The sequence below is a fragment of the Streptomyces ruber genome (genome assembly GCF_014648075.1).
Taxonomy (GTDB): domain Bacteria; phylum Actinomycetota; class Actinomycetes; order Streptomycetales; family Streptomycetaceae; genus Streptomyces; species Streptomyces ruber.
In genome coordinates, this window is the sequence record NZ_BMQK01000006.1 from 165942 (window position 1) to 184488 (window position 18547).

Consider the following 18547-nt stretch of genomic DNA (forward strand, 5'->3'; position numbering starts at 1 on the left):
CTCTCCAAGGCATCAGGTGTTACGCACGCGTTCGGTTGTTCGAGCAGAGGCTACTGATCGGTCGCCAACAGGGCGAGTGAAAACGGAAATTGACCGTCCGTTCCGTAGCGCTGCCTCCTGCAAGGGCCGTTTTGTCGCCCCGGTCCCCGCCCGGCCCCTCCGGCCCCTCCCCCGGCCCCGGGAACCCCGAGGTCCGCCTCCTCCGTATGGGGGGGGCGGAGGAGGCGGACCCGGGGATCGTGCCCTGGCTCGCGTACGCATCCGGCGCTCGAAGTCTCGATCACCTCCTTCGGGGCCGGTGGGGTGCGGTCGCGGCCGCGGGTGACGACCGCGGGGAGGCGGGCGCCTACTGCGGCTTGCCGACCGCCTTGCCCTCGGGCGAGATGGCGTACCAGGTGCCGCCGACGCCCTGGCCGTTGATGTCGCCGGGCTTCTTGTCACCCGCGAAGGTGTAGAGCGGCCAGCAGTCGATGCTCTGCTGCTTCAGCCCGTCCGGACGGTCCAGGACGACGTAGCCGCGCCGGCCGTCGTTCTTGTTGTCGATGCCCTTGGTGTCGGCGGCGTCGACGGGGGCGACGACCGGCCACTTCTCCAGGCAGGCGCCAATGCAGGCCGACTTCATCGGCCACGGCGTGTCCTTCTCGAAGCGGTAGACCGTCATGCCCTCGGCGTCGACGACGATCTCGCCCAGCTCGGGGTCGACCCGGGTCGACAGACCGGGCAGGTCTCCGCCCGTGCCTCCGCCGCTCCCGTCCCCGCCGCCGGCCCCGGTGGCCTTCTTGCCGTCGGGGGCCGACGCGTACCAGGTGTTGCCCACCCCCTGGCCCTTGACGTCCCCGGCCTTGGTGTCCTTGGCGTACCGGTACATGGGCCAGCCGCCGACGGTCAGCTGCTTGGTGCCGTCGGGGCGGGTGACCTCGCCGAGCAGCGAGGTGTCGACGCCCTCGGCGGCCGTCGCGCCCGACGCGGGCACGGGCGGCCAGGTGGTGGCGCAGTCTCCTTCGCAGGTCGTCTTCGGCGGCTCGGCCGTGTCCTCGTCGAAGCGGTAGAGGGTGAATCCGGCGCCGTCGGTGAGGACCTCGCCGTACTCGGCGCTGCTGCTCACCGTGAGGGCGCCCGCCGGCGCGCCCCCGGCGGCGGTGTCCTGCCCGGTCCCGGCGCCGGCCGGGGCGGACCCGTAGCCGTCGGTGCCGCTGCCCACGCCGGCGGGGGCGGCGGCACCCACGTTCCGACTGCTCGACGACGGGCTCGTGTCCTGACCGCACGCCGTCGTCAGCGCGAGCACGCACGCAGCCGCCGCCAGTGCGCCGCTCCGCCAGGAGGTGTTCATCGTCGACTCCCCGTCATCCCTTGGGTGTTGCGGCGCTCCGCTGCGCCGCTCGCATGGCCCTAGGTACGGGCGGGCGGGCCGGGTGTGTTCAACGCCGTCACGGAAATCTTCCCGGGGCGGCCGGCCCACCGGGTGATCAACCTTCCCCACCGCACGTGTCCTCCGTTCGGGGCAATCACCCGGCGCTCCCGGGTGCGCGGGGCCCGCGGGGGCCGAGTATCTCCGTCGTGCACGGACCCCAGCGGACCCGATCCGCTCCAGCCGTACGGCTGTTCGCGCTGCTCACCCTGGCCTGGCTGCTCGCCGGCACGCCCGACGGGACGGCCGCCGCGGACTCCTGCGCCTCCGCCTCCACCGGCTCCGGCGGACACGGGACGATCGCCGTGGCGCTCGCGGGCGGCATCACCTGCGTCCCCCTCGCACCGGCGCCCGTCCATCCGCTCCTGCCACCGCCCCTGTGTCCGCCCGGACCGGCCACGTCACCACCGCCCCCGCACACGCACACTCCCCCACCGGCCCCCGAGCCCCCGCCCGTGACGCGGCCGGCTCCCCCACCGGCCCCGCCGGAACCCGTTCCCCCGCCCGCCCCGGCACCCGAACCACCGAGACCGGCGCCCACGCTCCGGCCCACGCCCCCGCCGAGGCCCGTACCGCCCCCTCCGGCACCGGCCCCGCGCACCGTCCCCCCGCCGCCCGTACCCGCCCCGGAGCCCTCGCCGAGCGCGCGCCGCACGCCGTCGCCCACGGTGCGGTACCCGGCGTACCGGCCACCGTCGCGCAAGGCCCCGAAGCACTTCGGCCCGTCCATCGTCTCGATCGCCCTGGTCGTCTTCGCGCCCGCGGTGCTCGCCGCCGCCGCGCTGCGCCCGCGCTGACCCCTGGAGGAACCCTTGTCGGATTGGCTTGTTCTCACCCTCGCCATGCTGGCCGCCTGCGCGGTCGTGCTGGTGGTCGCCCTGGTGCGGCACCACACCGCGCGCGGGGACGACGACCCGACCGAGACGCCGGACGTGATCGAGTACATCACGATGATGATCGGCGTCGTCTACGCCATCGTCCTCGGCCTCGCCATCGCCGGGGCCTGGGAGGCACGCGGCGCCGCACAGGACCACGTGCAGACGGAGGCCCAGGCCCTGCACGAGGTCGCGGAGCGGGTCCGGGTCTACCCCGCGGACGTCCGCGACCGCATCCGGGACGACGTCGACCGGTACGTCCGGCACGTCGTCACCACCGAGTGGCGGACCATGACGGACGACCACGAGATGACCGGACGCGGCGACGTGCTCCTCGACCGCGTCCGCCGCGACGTCACGGACTACGAACCGGCGGACGACTTCGAGGCCCAGGCCTACCAGCCGCTCGTCGACCAGGTGGGCACGGCCGACGGGGCGCGCGCCGCCCGGGCCGGGTCCACCGGGGCGACCATGCCCGGCGTCGTGTGGTTCGGGCTGCTCACCGGGGCCGTGGTGACCGTGGGCATGCTCTTCGCCCTGCAGATCCGGCGCACCCCGCGCGAACTGGTCCTCGCCGGTCTCTTCTCCGCGCTGATCGCCTTCCTGCTCTTCCTGATCTGGAACTTCGACGCGCCCTACGGCCATGGCGGCACGAGTGCGGCGGAACCGTTCCTCACCCTGTTCCCGCACGCGGGCGGCTGACCGGTCCGGTGGCGGGCGCCACGCCGGGCCCGTCACCCGCCCGTACGCACAGGCGTCCCCTGTGCGGCCCACACGGTTGCCCCGTTCGCGCGACTGGGATCGCGCCCCGATGTGCGCCTTCCTAGCGTTTCGCACAGCGAGGTGCGTGTCAGGCCCACGCGGAAGAGGTCCGCGGGCAGTGCCTCGGTTCGATCCGGAGGCTCATCATGCGCGGGACACGCGTGGCTTCGGCGGCCCTGCTGGGCGTGGCCGCCCTCACCTTCTCCTCCTCGGCCGCGGGCGCGGCCGTCGCCGGGGACATCACGTCGTTCGGTTTCAGCGTGTCGCCCTCGACCGTCGCCGCCGGCGGGCGGGTCACCCTGCATGTCGACGGGTGCCGCAGGGACGCGAGGGTGTCGTCGAGCGTCTTCGACACGGTCACCGTGCCGAAGGGCCGGCGCGCGGCCACGGCCACGGTCGACTGGGACGCCCGGCCGGGAGCCGTGTACGAGGTGACGTTCCGGTGCGGCCACGAGACCGGCCACACCGACCTCACCATCGCCAAGGGCCGTCCGAGCGGCCACCCCACGCATCTGCCGCCCGACCGGGGGTCCCACACCGGCGTCGGCGGCGAGGCCGGCGTCGACGCCGGGGAGATCGGGCTGGGGGCCGCGCTCGTCGCGGGGACGCTGGCCGCGGCGTACGGCGTCTCGCGCCGCCGCCCCACGGGGGACCGCTCCTGACGGCGCGGGGGCACGGCTTCTCGCCCCCGGACCCGTACGGGTCCGGGGGCGAAGTGCTGCCGGTGTGCGGTGCGGTGTCCCGGGCCTGTGCGGTGGCGTCGATCCGGCGCTCGGATCCCGTTCCGCTCAGATCTTGTTCTCCGAGCGGCGGCGCAGCCAGAACACCCCGCCGCCGATGAGGGCGAGCGCCACCATGCCGCCGCCGATCGCCATGTCGGTCGGGGTCGCACCGGAGGAGCTGCCGCCGCCGAGACCGCCCCGGACACCGCCGATGACGGTGAAGACGTCGTCGAAGGTCTTGTCCCGGCCCTCGCAGTCGGTGGTCACGCTGTACGAGCCCGGGCGGACCCGGTCCCTGACGGTCACCTTCGCGGTCGCCGTGTTGCCGTGGCCGCCCCACGACTTCAAATGGGTCTCGGGGAAGGCCTCCGAACTGATCGTGCTGCCCCGCATCGTGCAGGCGTCGCCGTGCACGGTGAGGGTCAGCTGTCCGCCGCGGGCGATGACGCCGGGCGCGGCCGTGACCGAGGCCGGGTCGTTCCACGCGGCGGCCGTGGGGGCGGCGAGCCCGACCGCGGCGGCCGCCACGACGGCGGCCGCCAGGGCACGAGATGTACGCATGTGATCCTCCGCGGGGGCGCCCCGGGACCCGTACCCGGTCGATCGGCGAGAAAGCGCCTCCCAGTCAGACCCTTAAGTGAGGTGCGCCGGGCCGCATTTCGGGTGTGGTCCGTCCTGGTGAGAAGACACGCCGGGGGTGTCCGGCACGCGGGATGTCGCCGCAGGTCACGGGCTGTCGACAGGCCCCGTGCGGCGGCGCCCCGGATGGCGCAGGACAGCGCGGCACCACCCGTTCGCACCCGCCCCGTCGCCGGGCCCGCGCGCTGCGCCTAGCGTGCTGCGTATGCACGACCGGCGCCGGCGCGGCGACGGCCGTGCCGAAAGGGGATGGCGCATGCATTCGTCCGGACCGGCCGAGGAGGAGCAGCCGAGGAAGCGCGTCCCGTGGGGCGTGATGGCGCTCGTCCTGCTCACCGGCCTCGCCCTCATCCGCAACGGCTCGGGCGAGTTCGACACGGGCCCGCCGCAGCCCGCCTCCGCGGCGGCCGCCGACAGCCGCACCACCCCGCAGGGCGTCTTCGCGAGGGCGCCCGGACCGCTGCCGTACTCCGTCGTCGACCGGGTCAGGATCCCGTCGATCCAGGTGAACGCCCCGGTGATGCCCGTCGGCCTGGACCGGGACGGCTGGGTGGACGCGCCGCCGCCGCAGGACGCGAACCTGGCGGGGTGGTTCACCGGGGCGGTGTCCCCCGGGGAGAAGGGCACGGCCGTGCTCGTGGGCCACGTCGACAACGTCCGGGGGCCCGCCGTGTTCTACGGGCTCGGGGCGCTGCGCAAGGGCAACCGGGTGGACGTCCTGCGCAACGACGGGAGGACGGCCCGTTTCGAGGTGTACGGCGTCGAGGTGTTCCGGAAGGACGCCTTCCCCGGCGACCGCGTCTACGGCGACCGGGGCGTCCCGGAGCTGCGGGTCATCACCTGCGGGGGAGGCTTCTCGGAGCGGGACGGGTATGCCGGGAACGTGGTCGTCTTCGCCCGCATGGTCGGCGTCCGCTGAGCGCTCCGCGCCGGGACCGGCTCCCGTCCGCGGGTCCGTCGTGGCCGGGCGCGCGGTTCCCCGCGCCTGGGGCGCTTCTGACGGCTCTTGGCCGGACATCATCCGGCCGGGTGGCACTACGAGAGACGGCTCGCGAGGCGTCGGCTGACTCATCGGGCCCGCCCGCAACCGTCCGGGGACGGTCTCAAGAGCCGTCAGAAACGGCCTAGTCGTAGCGCCGGCGCGGCACGGTGATGCGGTGGCCCGACTCCAGCAGCCGGGGCAGGTAGCCGCGCAGGGCCCGCACGGTCTGGGAACGGTCGCCGCCGGCGTCGTGGGAGAGGACCACGACGCCGGGGCCGGCGCCGTCCTCGACCAGGTCGAGGATCGTGCGGACGCCCGGTTCCTGCCAGTCCAGCGTGTCGACGGTCCAGGCCAGGGGCTCCATGCCCAGCTCGGCGCCCAGCCGGAAGGCCGCCCGGTTCCAGGCGCCGTAGGGGGCGCGGAACCACTGGGGCGGCGCACCGCACAGCCTCTCGACGATCTCGCAGGTGCTCTCCATCTCCCGGCGGATCCCGGCCCGTGACAGCCGGGTGAGCAGCGGGTGCGACCAGGTGTGGTTGCCGACGACGTGCCCGTCGTCGGCCATCTCGCGCAGCAGGTCCGGGTACGCCTCCGCCATCTCGCCGCACACGAAGAACATGGCCCGCACATCGTGCTCGCGCAGTGTGCGCAGGATGGCCGGGGTGTAGCGGGCGTCGGGGCCGTCGTCGAAGGTCAGCACCATGGCGTGGCCGAGCCCGGGCAGCGCCTCCAGCGGCCTGCGCCGTGCCCGCGGCCGCGCCGGGACACGGCGCTGCGGGCCGTACCCGGTGAGGGGGTGCAGCCGGTACGCGGAGGACCTCGGCGTCCGGCGCACCGGAGAGCCTCCGGCCACGGCCACCGGGCCGGGCGCCGGTGGCCGGCCCGGTGGCCGTTCGCCCGTGAGCAGGGCCGCGGTGCCCGCGGCGCCGGCCGCTGCCAGGACGGCGGCGGAGGCCATGACCACCCGGCGCCGTGCGACCGTCGTCTGATCGTCTGTCATGACTCATCAGTCGCCCGGCGGACGTCCGGCGGGCTCCGGTGACACCGGGACGGAGCCAGGAAAACACCCGCCTGGCGCACGCCCCGGGGACCCGACCCGCGGCGTCCCCGGCATGGCGGGTTCCGATAACCTCGCAGCCGTGGCGCAGCACTCACACCAGTTCGAACGGGGCACGGACGGCCCGAAGGTGATCCTCGCCGGGGTGGACGGCTCCGAGTCCTCCTTCCGCGCGGCGGCCTACGCCTCCGGTCTGGCCCGGCGGCAGCACGCGCTGCTGGCCCTCGTGTACGTCCAGCCGGTGGCGACGGCGGGCGCGGCGTTCGGCGCGCCCGTGGCGCAGGTCACCGACGAGGTCGCCGAAGACCTGATCGCGGAGATCCGGAAGTCCACCGAACGGTCCCGGGGCGTCTTCGACGTGCGGTGGGAGTTCCACACCTTCCGCGGCGACCCCTACAACGGGCTGGTGACGGCCGCGGACGAGCTGAAGGCGGACGCGGTCGTGGTGGGCGCCTCCGAGCAGGCGGGCCACCGGATCGTCGGCTCGGTCGCGGTCCGTCTGGTGAAGGCGGGACGCTGGCCGGTGACGGTGGTGCCGTAGCCGGGCACCACGCCGGCCGGCCACCGGAGGGAACCGTTCACCGAACCGTTCATCGACGCGTTCGACCGTCCGTCGCACAGTGCCGTCCGTGATCTGTCCCCGGTCCGGGGCCTGCGGTCCCATACGGCCATGACGGCCGGAACCACGATCACCCGGATCACCCATGGGACGACCGCCGAGCACGAGCTGGCCGCACTGCAGCGGGAGCACGGCCGGCCCCTCTTCGCGCTGATGCTGCGCCTGTCCGACGGGGACCGGCAACGCGCCGAGGACCTGGTGCAGGAGACCCTCGTACGCGCCTGGCAGCATCCCGAAGCGCTCCGCGCGGACGACTTCACCTCCGTACGCCCCTGGCTGCTGACCGTCGGGCGGCGGCTCGCCATCGACGCTCGGCGGGCGCGGCAGGCCAGACCCGCCGAGGTCGGGGACGCGGTGCTGGAGAACGCCCGGGTGTGCGCCGACCACGCCGAGCGGTCCGCCGCCGTCCTCGACGTGCGCCGTGCCGTGCGGACACTCACCCCCGAACACCGTGACGTCCTGGTGCAGGTGTACTTCCGGGGGGCGAGTGTGGCGGAGGCCGCGGAGGCGCTGGGCATACCCCCGGGTACTGTGAAGTCCCGCGCGTACTATGCGCTGCGCGCTCTGCGCCGGGTACTCCCCGGGTACGCGGCCGATCAGCGGTGAAACACACGTCCGGGTCAAAGCTCGGCAAAGCGCTTCGCCGGGGCCCCGGATTGAGCAATCGTCTGTCTTCAGCCGTGTTCCGGACCGGGGCCCGCCCGGACCGGGCGAGGCGCACGCACGGAGGAAGGCGGGAAGGGATGCTGCACAGAGGCCAAGAGAGCGCGGACGGCCCGGGCGGCGAGGGACTGGTCGTCCCCATGGCCTGGTTGTACGCCGAGTACATCGCCGACGAACTGCTGCGGACCGGCGACCTGATGCCGCCGACGTCCTTCGAGTTCCGCGCCGGACGGGACGCCCTGGCGCTGACCATTTTCCTCGCCGACACGCACGGCGAGCTCTCCGGCATCCGGGTCGTCACCCAGCTGGAGACCTGGCTGTCGCTCACCGCGTACGACCAGCCGTGGCAGGACTGGGTACGGACCCGCATGGAGCGGCTCACCGCCGACGCGCCGGGCTCGTCACCGGACCTGGACCTGGCCGTCGCGACCTGGCGGTGGCTGCGGGAGACCGAACTGCTGGCCCCCGACCTGGACGCGGTGCCGGGCGACGGCCCGGTGCCGGACGAGGACGCCGGCCCGAAGGTGTGGACGCCGGCCTGGCGCCTCGGCCTGCCACTGGGCCACCTGGCCATCCACCTGTTCTAGCCACCGCCCCGGGCGCCCGGGGGCTCCGCATCCTTCGGGCGGCATTCCGCGGGGCGCTTGAGTGATTCCCGGGCCGGGTCCGTACCGGTGGGGGCAGGAAGCCACCCCCACCCGCCCCGGCCCGAGGAATTGCCATGTGGTCCCAGAACCGTCATCACGACGTCGGCGCCTACGCGCTGGGCGTGCTGGACGAGGTGGACGAGTTCCGTTTCGAGGACCATCTGCGCGGCTGCCCCCGGTGCACGACGCAGGTCACCGAGTTCCGGACCGCCGCCCGGCAGCTGATGCTCTACCGGCAGGCCACGCCGCGTGCCGTGCACTCCTTCGCGGGACCGGGCCCGCGGCTGCTGGACCGGCTGCTCGGCGAGGTCGCCTCGCGGCGGCGCTCGGTGCGCCGGCGCTCGCTGTTCGTGGTCGCCGCCTGCGCGGTGTTCGCGGTGGGCGGGCCCGCGGTCACCGTCGTCGCCCGGACGGGCGGGCAGCCGCGGACGGTCGCGGCGGCCGACGCGGCGTCGGGCGTGTGGGCCGAGGTCAGGGCCGAGGACCGGACCTGGGGCAGCGCCATCGACCTCCGGGTGAGGGACGCGTCGGGACCGCGCGTCTGCCGGCTCCTCGCGGTCGGCCGGGACGGGTCCGAGGAGACCGTGGCGAGCTGGACGGCGCCCGGCGGCACCGGCGGTCCCTCCGGCATGCACGGCGGGGCCGCGATGCGGCGGGCGGACATCGACCGCTTCGAGGTGCGCACGGCGGGCGGGGAGCGGCTGCTGACGCTCGTCTCGCCGTGGCGGGCGGGCGGCGGATGACCGCCGCCCGCACTACTTCAGCAACCGCGACATCCTGCGGTCCGCGAGCGGTCTCCCGCCCGTCTGGCACGTCGGGCAGTACTGGAGCGAGGAGTCGCTGAAGGCGACCTCGCGGACGGTGTCCCCGCACACCGGGCAGGGCTCTCCGGTGCGGCCGTGCACCCGCAGCCCGCTCCTCTTCTCCGCCTTCAGCCGGCCCGCGGCCAGCCCCCGGGACCGCTCCACCGCCTCGGTGAGGGTGGTGCGCAGCGCCTCGTACAGCCGGTGGGTCTCCTCCTCGGTCAGCGAGGCGGCGATCTTGTACGGGGACATCCGGGCGACGTGCAGGATCTCGTCGCTGTACGCGTTCCCGACGCCCGCGATCAGGCTCTGGTCGCGCAGGGCGCCCTTGATCCGGCGCCGCTCCCCCGCGAGGAGCGCGGCGAGGCGGGTCTCGTCGAAGTCGTCCGCGAGGGGGTCGGGGCCCAGGCGGGCCACCCCGGGGACGTCCCGCGGGTCCCGCACGACGTACACGGCGAGCCGCTTCTGCGTGCCGGCCTCCGTGAGGTCGAAGCCCGCGCCGCCGCCCAGCGCGACGCGCAGCGCGAGGGGGCCCCTGCCGGGGCGCGGCGGTGTGCCGGGCAGGCGGTCGTGCCACTGGAGCCAGCCGCCGCGGGCCAGGTGGGTGACGAGGTGCAGAGCCTCACCGGTCCCGTTCGCGGTACCGGCGCCGGCCTCGATGCCGAGGAACTTGCCGTGCCGGCGCACCGCCGTCACCTCGCGCCCCTCCAGGGCCGTGACCGGCGGGTCGTACGTCTTCAGGACGCTGACCGCGACGGGCAGCACCCGGACGACCTCCCGACCGACGAGGTGCCCGGTCAGGAAGTCCCGCAGCGCTTCGACCTCGGGCAGTTCCGGCATACGTCCAGGGTGCCACCCGGGAGGCACAATGGCCGGAGGAAGGGGTTGTCGTCATGGCGGCCATGGAGTGGTTCACCGCACCCGACTACTGGATCAGCCGGCTGGTCTTCCAGCGGGCGCTGGCCGCCGTGTACCTGGTGGCCTTCCTCGGCGCGGCGCTCCAGTTCCGGGCCCTCCTCGGAGAGCGCGGCATGCTGCCGGTCCCCCGCTTCGTGGCGCGCGTCCCGTTCCGGCGGGCGCCCAGCGTCTTCCACTGGCACTACTCGGACCGCTTCTTCGCGCTGTGGGCGTGGACGGGCGTCGCCGTGTCGGCGGCGCTGCTCGCCGGGCTCGACTCGCTGCTCCCGCTGTGGGGCGGCATGCTGCTGTGGCTGCTGCCGTGGCTGCTCTACCTGTCGGTCATGAACGTGGGGCAGACCTGGTACTCGTTCGGCTGGGAGTCGCTGCTGCTGGAGGTGGGCTTCCTCGCGGTGTTCCTCGGCAACGACGAGGTGGCGCCGCCGGTCGTCGTGCTGTTCCTGCTGCGCTGGCTGCTGTTCCGGGTGGAGTTCGGCGCCGGGCTGATCAAGATGCGGGGCGACGCGTGCTGGCGGAAGCTGACCTGTCTCGACCACCACCACGAGACCCAGCCGATGCCGGGCCCGCTGAGCCGGTTCTTCCACCACCTGCCGAAGCCGCTGCACCGCGTCGAGGCCGCGGCGAACCACGTCACCCAGCTCGCCGTCCCCTTCCTCCTGTTCACCCCGCAGCCGATCGCGACGGCCGCCGCCGCGCTGATGGTCGTCACCCAGCTGTGGCTGGTGCTGTCGGGCAACTTCGCCTGGCTGAACTGGCTCACCGTCGTGCTGGCCCTGTCGGCGGTGGACTACGGCGGCACCGCGCCCGCGGACGTGCCCGCCACGGCGCCGCTGTGGTACGAGGCCGTCGTCCTCGCCGTCGCCGCGCTGCTCCTCGCCCTCAGCTACCGGCCGGTCCGCAACATGCTCTCCCGCCGCCAGGTCATGAACCGCTCGTTCGACCCGCTGCACCTGGTCAACACCTACGGCGCGTTCGGCAGCGTCAGCCGGGTCCGGTACGAGGTGGTGGTCGAGGGCACGGCGGACGACGTGCCGCGCGAGGACGGGGACTGGCGGGAGTACGAGTTCAAGGGCAAGCCGGGCGACGTGCGGCGCCGGCCGCGCCAGTACGCGCCCTACCACCTGCGGCTCGACTGGCTGATGTGGTTCGCGGCGCTCTCCCCCGGGTACGCCGGCGCCTGGTTCGGCGCTCTGGTGGAGCGGCTGCTGGAGGGCGACCGGGACACGCTGCGGCTGCTGCGCCACTCCCCGTTCCCGCCGGACGCCCCGCCGCGCCACGTCCGCGCCCGCCTGTTCCGCTACCGGTTCACGACCCGGCGGGAACGACGCGAGACGGGCGCGTACTGGGAACGGACGTACGTACGGGAGTTCCTGCCGCCGACCCGGCTGACCGGGTCGTCATGACGCGTCCCCGGGCAGGGGCGCGTCCCCGGCGATCAGTCCCCGGGCCCGCAGCTCCCGCCAGAACGCCGCGGGCACCCGGGCCGCGAACTGCTCGGCGCAGTCCCGGACCTCGGCCGCCGAACGGGCCCCGGCCAGCACGCTCGCCACGGCCGGATGGGCGGCGGGGAAGGCGAGCGCGGCGGCGCGCAGCGTCGTTCCGTGGCGTTCGGCGAGGTCCTTCAGGCGCAGCGCCCGGTCCACCAGGGGGGCGGGCGCGGTGGCGTAGTCGTACGGGGCCCCGGGCCGCGGGTCCGCCAGCAGTCCGGAGTTGAAGGCGCCGCCGACGACCACGGACACGCCGCGCTCCCGGGCCGCGGGCAGCAGGTCGGTCAGGGCGCCCTGGTCGAGGAGGGTGTAGCGGCCCGCGCACAGCACCACGTCGACGTCCGTGTCGCGGACGAGGCGGGTGAGCAGTGCCGTCCCGTTCATGCCCGCCCCGATCGCGCCGACGGCTCCTTCCGCCCGCAGGCCCTCCAGGGCCGGATAGCCCTCGCGGATTGCCTGTTCGGCGTGGTCGTCGGGGTCGTGGAGGTAGACGACGTCCACCCGGTCGAGACGGAGCCGTTCGAGGCTGGCCGCCAGGGTGCGCCGGACGCCGTCGGCGGAGAAGTCCCACACGCGGCGGTGCGTGGCGGGTACCGCGAAGCCGTGGGCCAGGTCGTCGCCGCCCTCGTCCGACGGCTCCAGCCGGCGGCCCACCTTGGTGGAGACCGTGTACGCCGACCGGGGGAGGTCGCGCAGGGCCGCGCCGAGGCGGCGTTCGGACAGGCCGAGCCCGTAGTGCGGCGCGGTGTCGAAGTAGCGGACGCCGTGCTGCCACGCGGCGCGCACCGCCTCGTACGCCTGCTCCTCGCCGACCTCGCTGTACAGGTTGCCGAGACCGGCGGTGCCGAGGGCGAGGGCGCTGACCTCGACGCCGCTGCGGCCCAGCCGGTTCACCGGGCCGCCGCCGGACGCGGCCGCAGGCCCTGCATGCCGCCGTCGACCGCGAGGGACGTACCGGTGGTGGCGCCGGACAGCGGGCTCGCGAGGTAGGCGATCGCGCCCGCCACCTCCTCGGCCGTGACCAGGCGGCCGGTGGGCTGGCGGGCCTCCAGCGCGGCGCGTTCGGCGGCGGGGTCGGCGGCCGCGTCCAGCAGCCGGCCGATCCACGGGGTGTCCGCGGTGCCGGGGTTGACGCAGTTGACGCGGATGCCCTCATGGAGGTGGTCGGTGGCCATGGCGAGGGTGAGCGAGTGCACCGCCCCCTTCGTCGCGCTGTAGAGGGCGCGCCGCGGCAGGCCGGCGGTGGCCGCGACGGAGCAGGTGTTGACGATCGCCGCGTGCGCGGACCGGCGCAGGAGCGGCAGACAGGCGCGGGCCGTGCGGACCATGCCGAGGACGTTGACGTCGAAGACGTGGTGCCACTCGGCGTCGGCGTTGTCCTCGACGGTGCCCTGCGCGCCCACCCCGGCGTTGTTGACCAGGACGTCCAGCCCGCCGAGGTCGGTGCCGGCGGCGGTCACCGCCGCGCGCACCGAGGTGTCGTCGGTGACGTCGGCACGGTACGCGAGCAGCGGCGCGTCCACCGGAGACGGGTCCAGGTCGAGGACGGCCACCCGGGCACCGCGGGCGGCCAGCAGTTCCGCGGCGGCCCGCCCGATGCCGGAGGCACCGCCCGTCACCAGGGCCCTCAGCCCCTCGAAGTCGCTCATACCGCGTGCCCCCTCCGGGTCTCGGCGTCGGCGGCCCAGAAGGTCCCGCCCGGGTACGTGTACTCCGCGACGGACTCCGGCCGCATGGTGGCGGAGAAGCCCGGCGCGGTGGGTGCGGTGTAGTGGCCGTCGCGGACCACGACCGGGTCGGTGAAGTGCTCGTGCAGGTGGTCGACGTACTCGACGACCCGGTCCTCGGTGGTCCCGGACAGCGCCACGTAGTCGAACATGGCCAGGTGCTGGACGAGTTCGCACAGCCCCACCCCGCCCGCGTGCGGGCAGACCGGCACCCCGAACTTGGCGGCGAGCAGCAGGATCGCCAGGTTCTCGTTGACCCCGCCGACGCGGGCCGCGTCGATCTGCAGCACGTCCAGGGCACCGGCCTGCAGGAGCTGCTTGAACACGACGCGGTTCTGGACGTGTTCGCCGGTGGCGACCCGGACGGGGGCGACGGCCTCGCGGATCGCTGCGTGCCCGAGCACGTCGTCGGGGCTGGTGGGCTCCTCGATCCAGTACGGCTGGAACTCGGCGAGGGCCCTCACCCAGCGGATCGCCTCGGCCACGTCCCAGCGCTGGTTGGCGTCGACGGCGATGCGGACGCCGGGGCCGACCACGGAGCGGGCGACGCGGCAGCGCCGTACGTCGTCGGCGAGGTCGGCGCCGACCTTCAGCTTGATCTGGGTGAAGCCGTCGGCGACGGCCCGGGCGGCCAGCCGGGCGAGCTTGTCGTCGCCGTAGCCGAGCCACCCGGGGGAGGTCGTGTAGGCGGGGTAGCCGCGCTCCAGCAGCCGGGCCGTGCGCTCCCCGGCGCCGTCCCTGCCCCGCCGCAGCAGTTCCAGCGCCTCGCCGGGGGTGAGCGCGTCGGTGAGGTACCGGAAGTCGGTCTGGTGGACGAGCCACTCGGGGTCGGCGTCGGCCAGCAGCCGCCACAGGGGTTTCCCGGCGCGCTGGGCGGCGAGGTCCCAGACGGCGTTGACGACCGCGCCGATCGCCATGTGCATCACGCCCTTCTCCGGTCCGAGCCAGCGCAGCTGGCTGTCGCCGGTGAGGTCCCGGTACAGGGCGCCGGGGTCCGCGCACAGTGCGTCGACGGACCGGCCGGTCACCTGGGCGCGCAGCGCGTCGATCGCCGCGACCTGCACGTCGTTGCCCCGTCCGATGGTGAACACGAAGCCGTGTCCCTCGGGTCCGCCGTCGGCGTCGGCGTCGGTGCGCAGGACGACGTACGCGGCCGAGTAGTCGGGGTCGGGGTTCATCGCGTCGGAGCCGTCGAGCTCGCGCGAGGTCGGGAACCGGATGTCGTAGGTGTCGACCGCGGTGACACGGGCGGGCGTCGGAGGCACGGCGGGCCTTTCGGTCGGTGCTGCATCGGTGACGGGCCGGACGTGAGCTGACGCATACTTATCAGACCACTTGGCCGTCACGACACCCTTCGGCGGGGACAGGCGTCGGATTCCCCCGGCTGATCCCCGGCTGTGAGGCGGAGTGGTCGGACCACAGGTGTTGGCGTCGTTGCACTGCGGCGCATCCGGTGAGCGAAGGAGCGGCGTGGACGAGACAGTCCCGCGGAAGGGCACCGTGACCCAGCGGGCCATCGAGCGGATCAAGGCGATGATCGCCGAGGGCCTGCTGGAGCCCGGTCAGCGGCTGCCGACCGAACGGGAGCTGGCGGCGCAGCTCGGTATCTCCCGCAGCTCGATGCGGGAGGCGATCCGCGCCCTCACGGTCCTCGGGGTGCTCCAGGCGCGGCACGGGTCGGGCATCTACGTGACCCGGCTGGAAGCGGGCGACCTGCTGGAGACGTTCGGTGTGGTGGCCGACCTGTCCCGCGGGCCCCGTCTGGTCGAACTGCTGGAGGTGCGCCGCGTCCTGGAGTCGACGGCGACCGCGCTGGCCGCGGCCCGCATCACGGACGACCGGCTCGCGGCGGTGGAGGGGCATCTGGCGGCGATGAACGCCACGGACGACCCCGAGGAGATACTCGCTCACGACCTCGCCTTCCACCGGGAGATCACCGCCGCCGCGGGCAACGGGACCATGGCGGCGATCCTCGACGGCCTCTCCTCCCGCACGTTCCGTGCCCGGGTCCGGCGCGGTCACCAGGAGGAGGGCGCCTTCGCCCGCACCCGCCGCGAGCACGCGGCCATTTACCGCGCCCTGGCCGCCCGTGACCCGGAGGCGGCCCGCGCGGCGGCGGCCGCGCACGTGGGCGAGGTGGAGGAGTGGCTGCGGACGCAGCTCGGCGGCTGACCGCTACGCCCGACGCCGCAGCCGCAGCGTCATCAGCTCGAACGGGCGCAGCCGTACGGCGATCCGCCCGCCGTCCGCTTCCGGCGCCGCGGCGTCCGGCAGCGGGCGTTCGAGCAGGTCGGTCACCGTGACGCCGGCGACCTCGAACCCGGCCGTGAGCGTGGCCCGGACCCGGCCGCCGTGGGCCTCGTGGAAGCGGACGACCACGTCACCGCTGCCGTCGTCGGCGAGCTTGACCGCCGTGATCACGACCGCGTCCCGGTCGGCCGTCACCAGCGGAGCGACCTCGGCGGCGCCCGTCACCCGCCGCTCCGGCAGGTTGATCCGCCAGCCCTCGCGCACCGCGTCCCCGATGCCCGCGCCCGGGAGCAGCGCGTGCCGGAAGCGGTGTGCGCCCTGGTCGGTTTCGGGGTCGGGGAAACGCGGGGCGCGCAGCAACGACACGCGCACGGTGGTGGTCGTGCCCCGGTCGGCGTGGCCGCCGCCGCTGCATACCGTACGGGTCACGTCCTGCCCGTACGTCGAGTCGTTCACGATCGCGGCGCCCCAGCCGGCCTCCTCGACGTGCACGAAGCGGTGCGCGCACGTCTCGAAGCGGGCGGCCTCCCAGGAGGTGTTGGTGTGCGTGGGCCGGTGGACGTGCCCGAACTGGGTCTCGGACGCGTACCGCTCGGCGTGCACGTCGAGCGGGAAGGCGAGCTTGAGGAACTTCTCCGTCTCGTGCCAGTCGACCTCGGTGTCGATCACGAGCCGTTTCTCCCCCGGCGGCAGCGACAGCACCTGGGTGACGTGCGACGCGCCGAAGGACCGTACGACACGGACCGAGGCGCCGTCCTCCCCGGGCACGACCCGCTCGGCGTCGGTCAGGTCGGTGACCGTGTTGCGGTAGAACTCGTCGACGTCCCAGGCGTCCCACTTGTTGGGGAGGTCGGGGTGGAGCTGGAGGAGGTTCGCGGCCCGGCCCGGGGCGATCGCCTCGCGGTCGGCCCCGATGTCGTGGGCGGAGACCACGAGGCCGTTGCCGTCGATCTCGATCCGCAGCAGACCGTTGTCCAGGACGAATCCGCCGCCGTCACGCGCCGCGCGTGACGTCTCCCCCCGCACGACCGGCGTGCCCGCGCCGCCCGCGGGGACGCCGTTCCTCGGGTGCGGGGCCGCGTTGAAGACGAGTTCCGCCGTGCCGTCACCGGCCAGGGCGCGCTGCGCGGCGCCGATGACCTCCTCCAGCTCACCCGCCAGCCGCGCGTACGTCCGCCGGGCCTCGCGGTGCACCCACGCGATGGACGAGCCGGGCAGGATGTCGTGGAACTGGTGCAGCAGCACCGTCTTCCAGATGCGGTCCAGGTCCTCGTACGGGTAGGGGAACCCGGTGCGGACGGCCGCGGTGGCCGCCCACAGCTCCGCCTCCCGCAGCAGGTGCTCGCTGCGCCGGTTGCCCTGCTTGGTCCGGGCCTGGCTGGTGAGGGTGGCGCGGTGCAGTTCGAGGTACAGCTCGCCCACCCACACGGGCGGCTCCGGGTATTCCGCCTCGGCCTTGTCGAAGAAGGCGCGCGGGGTCTCCCACACGACCGTCGGCGAGCCCTCCAGGTCACGCACCCTGGCCGCCTTCGCGACCATCTCGCGGGTCGTGCCGCCGCCCCCGTCGCCGTAGCCGGTGGGGGCGAGGGAGTGCCGGGCCCGGCCCTTGTCGCGGAAGTTGCGGGCGGCGTGCGCGAGTTCGCCGCCGTGCATGGCGCAGTTGTAGGTGTCGACGGGCGGGAAGTGGGTGAAGATCCGGGTGCCGTCGATGCCCTCCCAGCGGAATGTGTGGTGGGGGAACGTGTTCGTGCGCGACCAGGAGATCTTCTGGGTGAGCAGCCGGGTCGAGCCGGCCGCCCGGATGATCTGCGGGAGCCCGGCGGCGAAACCGAAGGTGTCGGGCAGCCACGCCTCGTCGTTCTCGATGCCGAACTCGTCGAGGAAGAACCGCTTGCCGTGCACGAACTGCCGGGCCATCGCCTCGGAGCCCGGCATGTTGGTGTCCGACTCCACCCACATGCCGCCCGCGGGCACGAACCGCCCGTCGGCGACGGCCTTCTTCGCCCGCGCCCACACCTCGGGCCGGTGCTCCTTCACCCAGGCCCACTGCTGGGCCTGCGACATGGCGAACACGAACTCCGGCTCGTCCGCCAGCAACGCGGTCATGTTCGCCGTCGTACGGGCCACCTTGCGCACCGTCTCGCGCAGCGGCCACAGCCAGGCCGAGTCGATGTGCGCGTGGCCGACGGCGCTGATCCGGTGCGCGGAGGGGACGGCGGGCCGCGCCAGCACACCGGTGAGCGGCTCGCGCGCGCGGGCCGCCGTGCCGTTCACGTCCTGGAGGTCGAGTGCGTCCAGGGCCCGGTCGACCGCCCGCACGATGTCCCAGCGGCGTGCCGACTCCTCCGGCAGCTCGGCCATCAGCTCGCCGAGCACCTCCAGGTCGAGCAGGAGGTGCCACACGGTCTCGTCGAACACGGCGAGGTCCATGCGCCCGAGCCGGTACAGCGGATCGCTGCCCGCGGTCTCCTTGTCCCCGAGCCGGGTGGGCCGGAAGGGGCGACTGCCGAAGATCACGGGGTTGGAGGCGGCCTCGATGTGCAGGCGGACCTCCTCGCCGCCCGCGACGGGGGCGCCGATGCGCACCCACTGGTTGCGCGGGTGCAGGCCCTTCACCGGGGTGCCGTCGGGCCGGTACACCAGGCCCTCGCACTGGAAGCCGGTCATGCCGCCGTCGAAGCCGAGGTCGAGCAGCGCCTCGACGGTCCGGCCGGCCCAGGTCCCCGGGACGGTGCCGGTGACCCGGAACCAGCTGGTGCCCCACGGCGCGCCCCAGCGGGCGCCCGCCCCGACCGGCCCGGGCGCCGCCGCGAGGCCCTCGGCGACCGGCACCGGCTCGCCGGGCGCGTGCCACACGGCGACCTCCAGCGGCACGGACTCCGGGTACACGGCGGGGCGGACACGCTCGTCGAGGACGCGTCCCAGACGGGCTTCGACCAGGCTGCGGTCGTCATGCATGCGGGTGCTCCCTAACGGTCGCGGACGGGG

At 74.3% G+C, this 18547-nt stretch carries 18 protein-coding genes; 10 read left to right on the forward strand and 8 right to left on the reverse strand.

What is annotated here, in order from left to right; all coding sequences use genetic code 11:
- Positions 1-346: 346 nt before the first annotated feature.
- The gene (locus IEZ04_RS16325; RefSeq protein ID WP_189217599.1) at positions 347-1330 is read right to left on the reverse strand and encodes an SCO0930 family lipoprotein; all 984 of its coding nucleotides are present in this window, start codon (positions 1328-1330) and stop codon (positions 347-349) included.
- Positions 1331-1557: 227 nt separating this feature from the next.
- Between IEZ04_RS16325 and IEZ04_RS16330 the strand changes: the two genes are divergently transcribed.
- The 3 genes from IEZ04_RS16330 to IEZ04_RS16340 all read left to right on the forward strand — a co-directional run bounded on the left by IEZ04_RS16330 (position 1558) and on the right by IEZ04_RS16340 (position 3707).
- Positions 1558-2205 (forward strand): hypothetical protein, encoded by a 648-nt coding sequence (locus tag IEZ04_RS16330; protein ID WP_189217600.1) that lies wholly within the window; start codon positions 1558-1560, stop codon positions 2203-2205.
- Positions 2206-2220: 15 nt separating this feature from the next.
- The gene (locus IEZ04_RS16335; protein WP_189217601.1) at positions 2221-2985 is read left to right on the forward strand and encodes a bestrophin-like domain; all 765 of its coding nucleotides are present in this window, start codon (positions 2221-2223) and stop codon (positions 2983-2985) included.
- 206 nt (positions 2986-3191) lie between these two features.
- Positions 3192-3707, forward strand: coding sequence for a hypothetical protein (locus tag IEZ04_RS16340; protein WP_189217602.1), 516 nt, complete (start codon positions 3192-3194; stop codon positions 3705-3707).
- A 126-nt stretch (positions 3708-3833) separates the two neighbouring features.
- Here the strand turns inward: IEZ04_RS16340 and IEZ04_RS16345 are convergent, their stop codons facing one another.
- The gene (locus tag IEZ04_RS16345; protein ID WP_189217603.1) at positions 3834-4328 is read right to left on the reverse strand and encodes a hypothetical protein; all 495 of its coding nucleotides are present in this window, start codon (positions 4326-4328) and stop codon (positions 3834-3836) included.
- Between the two features lie 334 nt (positions 4329-4662).
- Here IEZ04_RS16345 and IEZ04_RS16350 point away from each other — a divergent pair, with 334 nt between their 5' ends.
- Positions 4663-5325, forward strand: coding sequence for a class F sortase (locus IEZ04_RS16350; protein WP_189217604.1), 663 nt, complete (start codon positions 4663-4665; stop codon positions 5323-5325).
- Positions 5326-5530: 205 nt separating this feature from the next.
- Here the strand turns inward: IEZ04_RS16350 and IEZ04_RS16355 are convergent, their stop codons facing one another.
- Entirely contained in the window at positions 5531-6388 is an 858-nt protein-coding gene (locus tag IEZ04_RS16355) for a polysaccharide deacetylase family protein (protein WP_189217605.1), read from the reverse strand.
- 112 nt (positions 6389-6500) lie between these two features.
- Here IEZ04_RS16355 and IEZ04_RS16360 point away from each other — a divergent pair, with 112 nt between their 5' ends.
- The 4 genes from IEZ04_RS16360 (at position 6501) to IEZ04_RS16375 (ending at position 9117) form a co-directional block, all read left to right on the forward strand.
- On the forward strand, positions 6501-6986 hold the full coding sequence (locus IEZ04_RS16360) for a universal stress protein (RefSeq protein WP_189217606.1): 486 nt from the start codon (positions 6501-6503) through the stop codon (positions 6984-6986).
- 129 nt (positions 6987-7115) lie between these two features.
- Positions 7116-7670, forward strand: coding sequence for a sigma-70 family RNA polymerase sigma factor (locus IEZ04_RS16365; RefSeq protein ID WP_189217607.1), 555 nt, complete (start codon positions 7116-7118; stop codon positions 7668-7670).
- A 137-nt stretch (positions 7671-7807) separates the two neighbouring features.
- Complete coding sequence (locus tag IEZ04_RS16370) at positions 7808-8314, forward strand: hypothetical protein (RefSeq protein ID WP_189217608.1); 507 nt, start codon at positions 7808-7810, stop codon at positions 8312-8314.
- Positions 8315-8448: 134 nt separating this feature from the next.
- A complete protein-coding gene (locus IEZ04_RS16375) occupies positions 8449-9117 on the forward strand; it encodes a zf-HC2 domain-containing protein (protein ID WP_189217609.1) in 669 nt (222 codons plus the stop codon).
- 12 nt (positions 9118-9129) lie between these two features.
- Here IEZ04_RS16375 and IEZ04_RS16380 read toward each other — a convergent pair whose 3' ends face one another.
- Positions 9130-10017 carry an Fpg/Nei family DNA glycosylase gene (locus IEZ04_RS16380; protein WP_189217610.1) on the reverse strand — a complete coding sequence of 296 codons (888 nt, stop codon included), beginning with the start codon at positions 10015-10017 and terminating at the stop codon, positions 9130-9132.
- A 62-nt stretch (positions 10018-10079) separates the two neighbouring features.
- On the opposite strand from IEZ04_RS16380, the gene IEZ04_RS16385 reads away from it, so the two are divergent.
- A complete protein-coding gene (locus IEZ04_RS16385) occupies positions 10080-11498 on the forward strand; it encodes a lipase maturation factor family protein (protein WP_189217717.1) in 1419 nt (472 codons plus the stop codon).
- Here the strand turns inward: IEZ04_RS16385 and IEZ04_RS16390 are convergent.
- Genes IEZ04_RS16390 through IEZ04_RS16400 form a run of 3 tightly spaced genes read right to left on the reverse strand, consistent with a single transcriptional unit; the run spans position 11493 to position 14574 of the window.
- On the reverse strand, positions 11493-12476 hold the full coding sequence (locus IEZ04_RS16390) for an aldo/keto reductase (RefSeq protein ID WP_189217611.1): 984 nt from the start codon (positions 12474-12476) through the stop codon (positions 11493-11495). The genes IEZ04_RS16385 and IEZ04_RS16390 overlap by 6 nt on opposite strands.
- Entirely contained in the window at positions 12473-13231 is a 759-nt protein-coding gene (locus IEZ04_RS16395; protein ID WP_189217612.1) for an SDR family NAD(P)-dependent oxidoreductase, read from the reverse strand. Before IEZ04_RS16395 ends, IEZ04_RS16390 begins: the two co-directional genes overlap by 4 nt.
- Complete coding sequence (locus IEZ04_RS16400) at positions 13228-14574, reverse strand: L-fuconate dehydratase (protein WP_189217613.1); 1347 nt, start codon at positions 14572-14574, stop codon at positions 13228-13230. The genes IEZ04_RS16395 and IEZ04_RS16400 overlap by 4 nt, the downstream gene beginning before the upstream one ends.
- A 205-nt stretch (positions 14575-14779) precedes the next feature.
- Here IEZ04_RS16400 and IEZ04_RS16405 point away from each other — a divergent pair, with 205 nt between their 5' ends.
- Positions 14780-15481 (forward strand): FadR/GntR family transcriptional regulator, encoded by a 702-nt coding sequence (locus IEZ04_RS16405; RefSeq protein ID WP_189217614.1) that lies wholly within the window; start codon positions 14780-14782, stop codon positions 15479-15481.
- 3 nt (positions 15482-15484) lie between these two features.
- Here IEZ04_RS16405 and IEZ04_RS16410 read toward each other — a convergent pair whose 3' ends face one another.
- Entirely contained in the window at positions 15485-18517 is a 3033-nt protein-coding gene (locus tag IEZ04_RS16410; protein ID WP_189217615.1) for an alpha-mannosidase, read from the reverse strand.
- Positions 18518-18547 lie beyond the last annotated feature (30 nt).

What these genes read in the sequence shown, in the direction of transcription:
- IEZ04_RS16325 (WP_189217599.1), bottom strand. Translation starts at nt 1,330, where the DNA reads ATGAACACCTCCTGGCGGAGCGGCGCACTGGCGGCGGCTGCGTGCGTG.
- IEZ04_RS16340 (WP_189217602.1), top strand. Translation starts at nt 3,192, where the DNA reads ATGCGCGGGACACGCGTGGCTTCGGCGGCCCTGCTGGGCGTGGCCGCC.
- IEZ04_RS16345 (WP_189217603.1), bottom strand. Translation starts at nt 4,328, where the DNA reads ATGCGTACATCTCGTGCCCTGGCGGCCGCCGTCGTGGCGGCCGCCGCG.
- IEZ04_RS16350 (WP_189217604.1), top strand. Translation starts at nt 4,663, where the DNA reads ATGCATTCGTCCGGACCGGCCGAGGAGGAGCAGCCGAGGAAGCGCGTC.
- IEZ04_RS16355 (WP_189217605.1), bottom strand. Translation starts at nt 6,388, where the DNA reads ATGACAGACGATCAGACGACGGTCGCACGGCGCCGGGTGGTCATGGCC.
- IEZ04_RS16360 (WP_189217606.1), top strand. Translation starts at nt 6,501, where the DNA reads ATGGCGGGTTCCGATAACCTCGCAGCCGTGGCGCAGCACTCACACCAG.
- IEZ04_RS16365 (WP_189217607.1), top strand. Translation starts at nt 7,116, where the DNA reads ATGACGGCCGGAACCACGATCACCCGGATCACCCATGGGACGACCGCC.
- IEZ04_RS16370 (WP_189217608.1), top strand. Translation starts at nt 7,808, where the DNA reads ATGCTGCACAGAGGCCAAGAGAGCGCGGACGGCCCGGGCGGCGAGGGA.
- IEZ04_RS16375 (WP_189217609.1), top strand. Translation starts at nt 8,449, where the DNA reads ATGTGGTCCCAGAACCGTCATCACGACGTCGGCGCCTACGCGCTGGGC.
- IEZ04_RS16380 (WP_189217610.1), bottom strand. Translation starts at nt 10,017, where the DNA reads ATGCCGGAACTGCCCGAGGTCGAAGCGCTGCGGGACTTCCTGACCGGG.
- IEZ04_RS16385 (WP_189217717.1), top strand. Translation starts at nt 10,080, where the DNA reads ATGGAGTGGTTCACCGCACCCGACTACTGGATCAGCCGGCTGGTCTTC.
- IEZ04_RS16395 (WP_189217612.1), bottom strand. Translation starts at nt 13,231, where the DNA reads ATGAGCGACTTCGAGGGGCTGAGGGCCCTGGTGACGGGCGGTGCCTCC.
- IEZ04_RS16410 (WP_189217615.1), bottom strand. Translation starts at nt 18,517, where the DNA reads ATGCATGACGACCGCAGCCTGGTCGAAGCCCGTCTGGGACGCGTCCTC.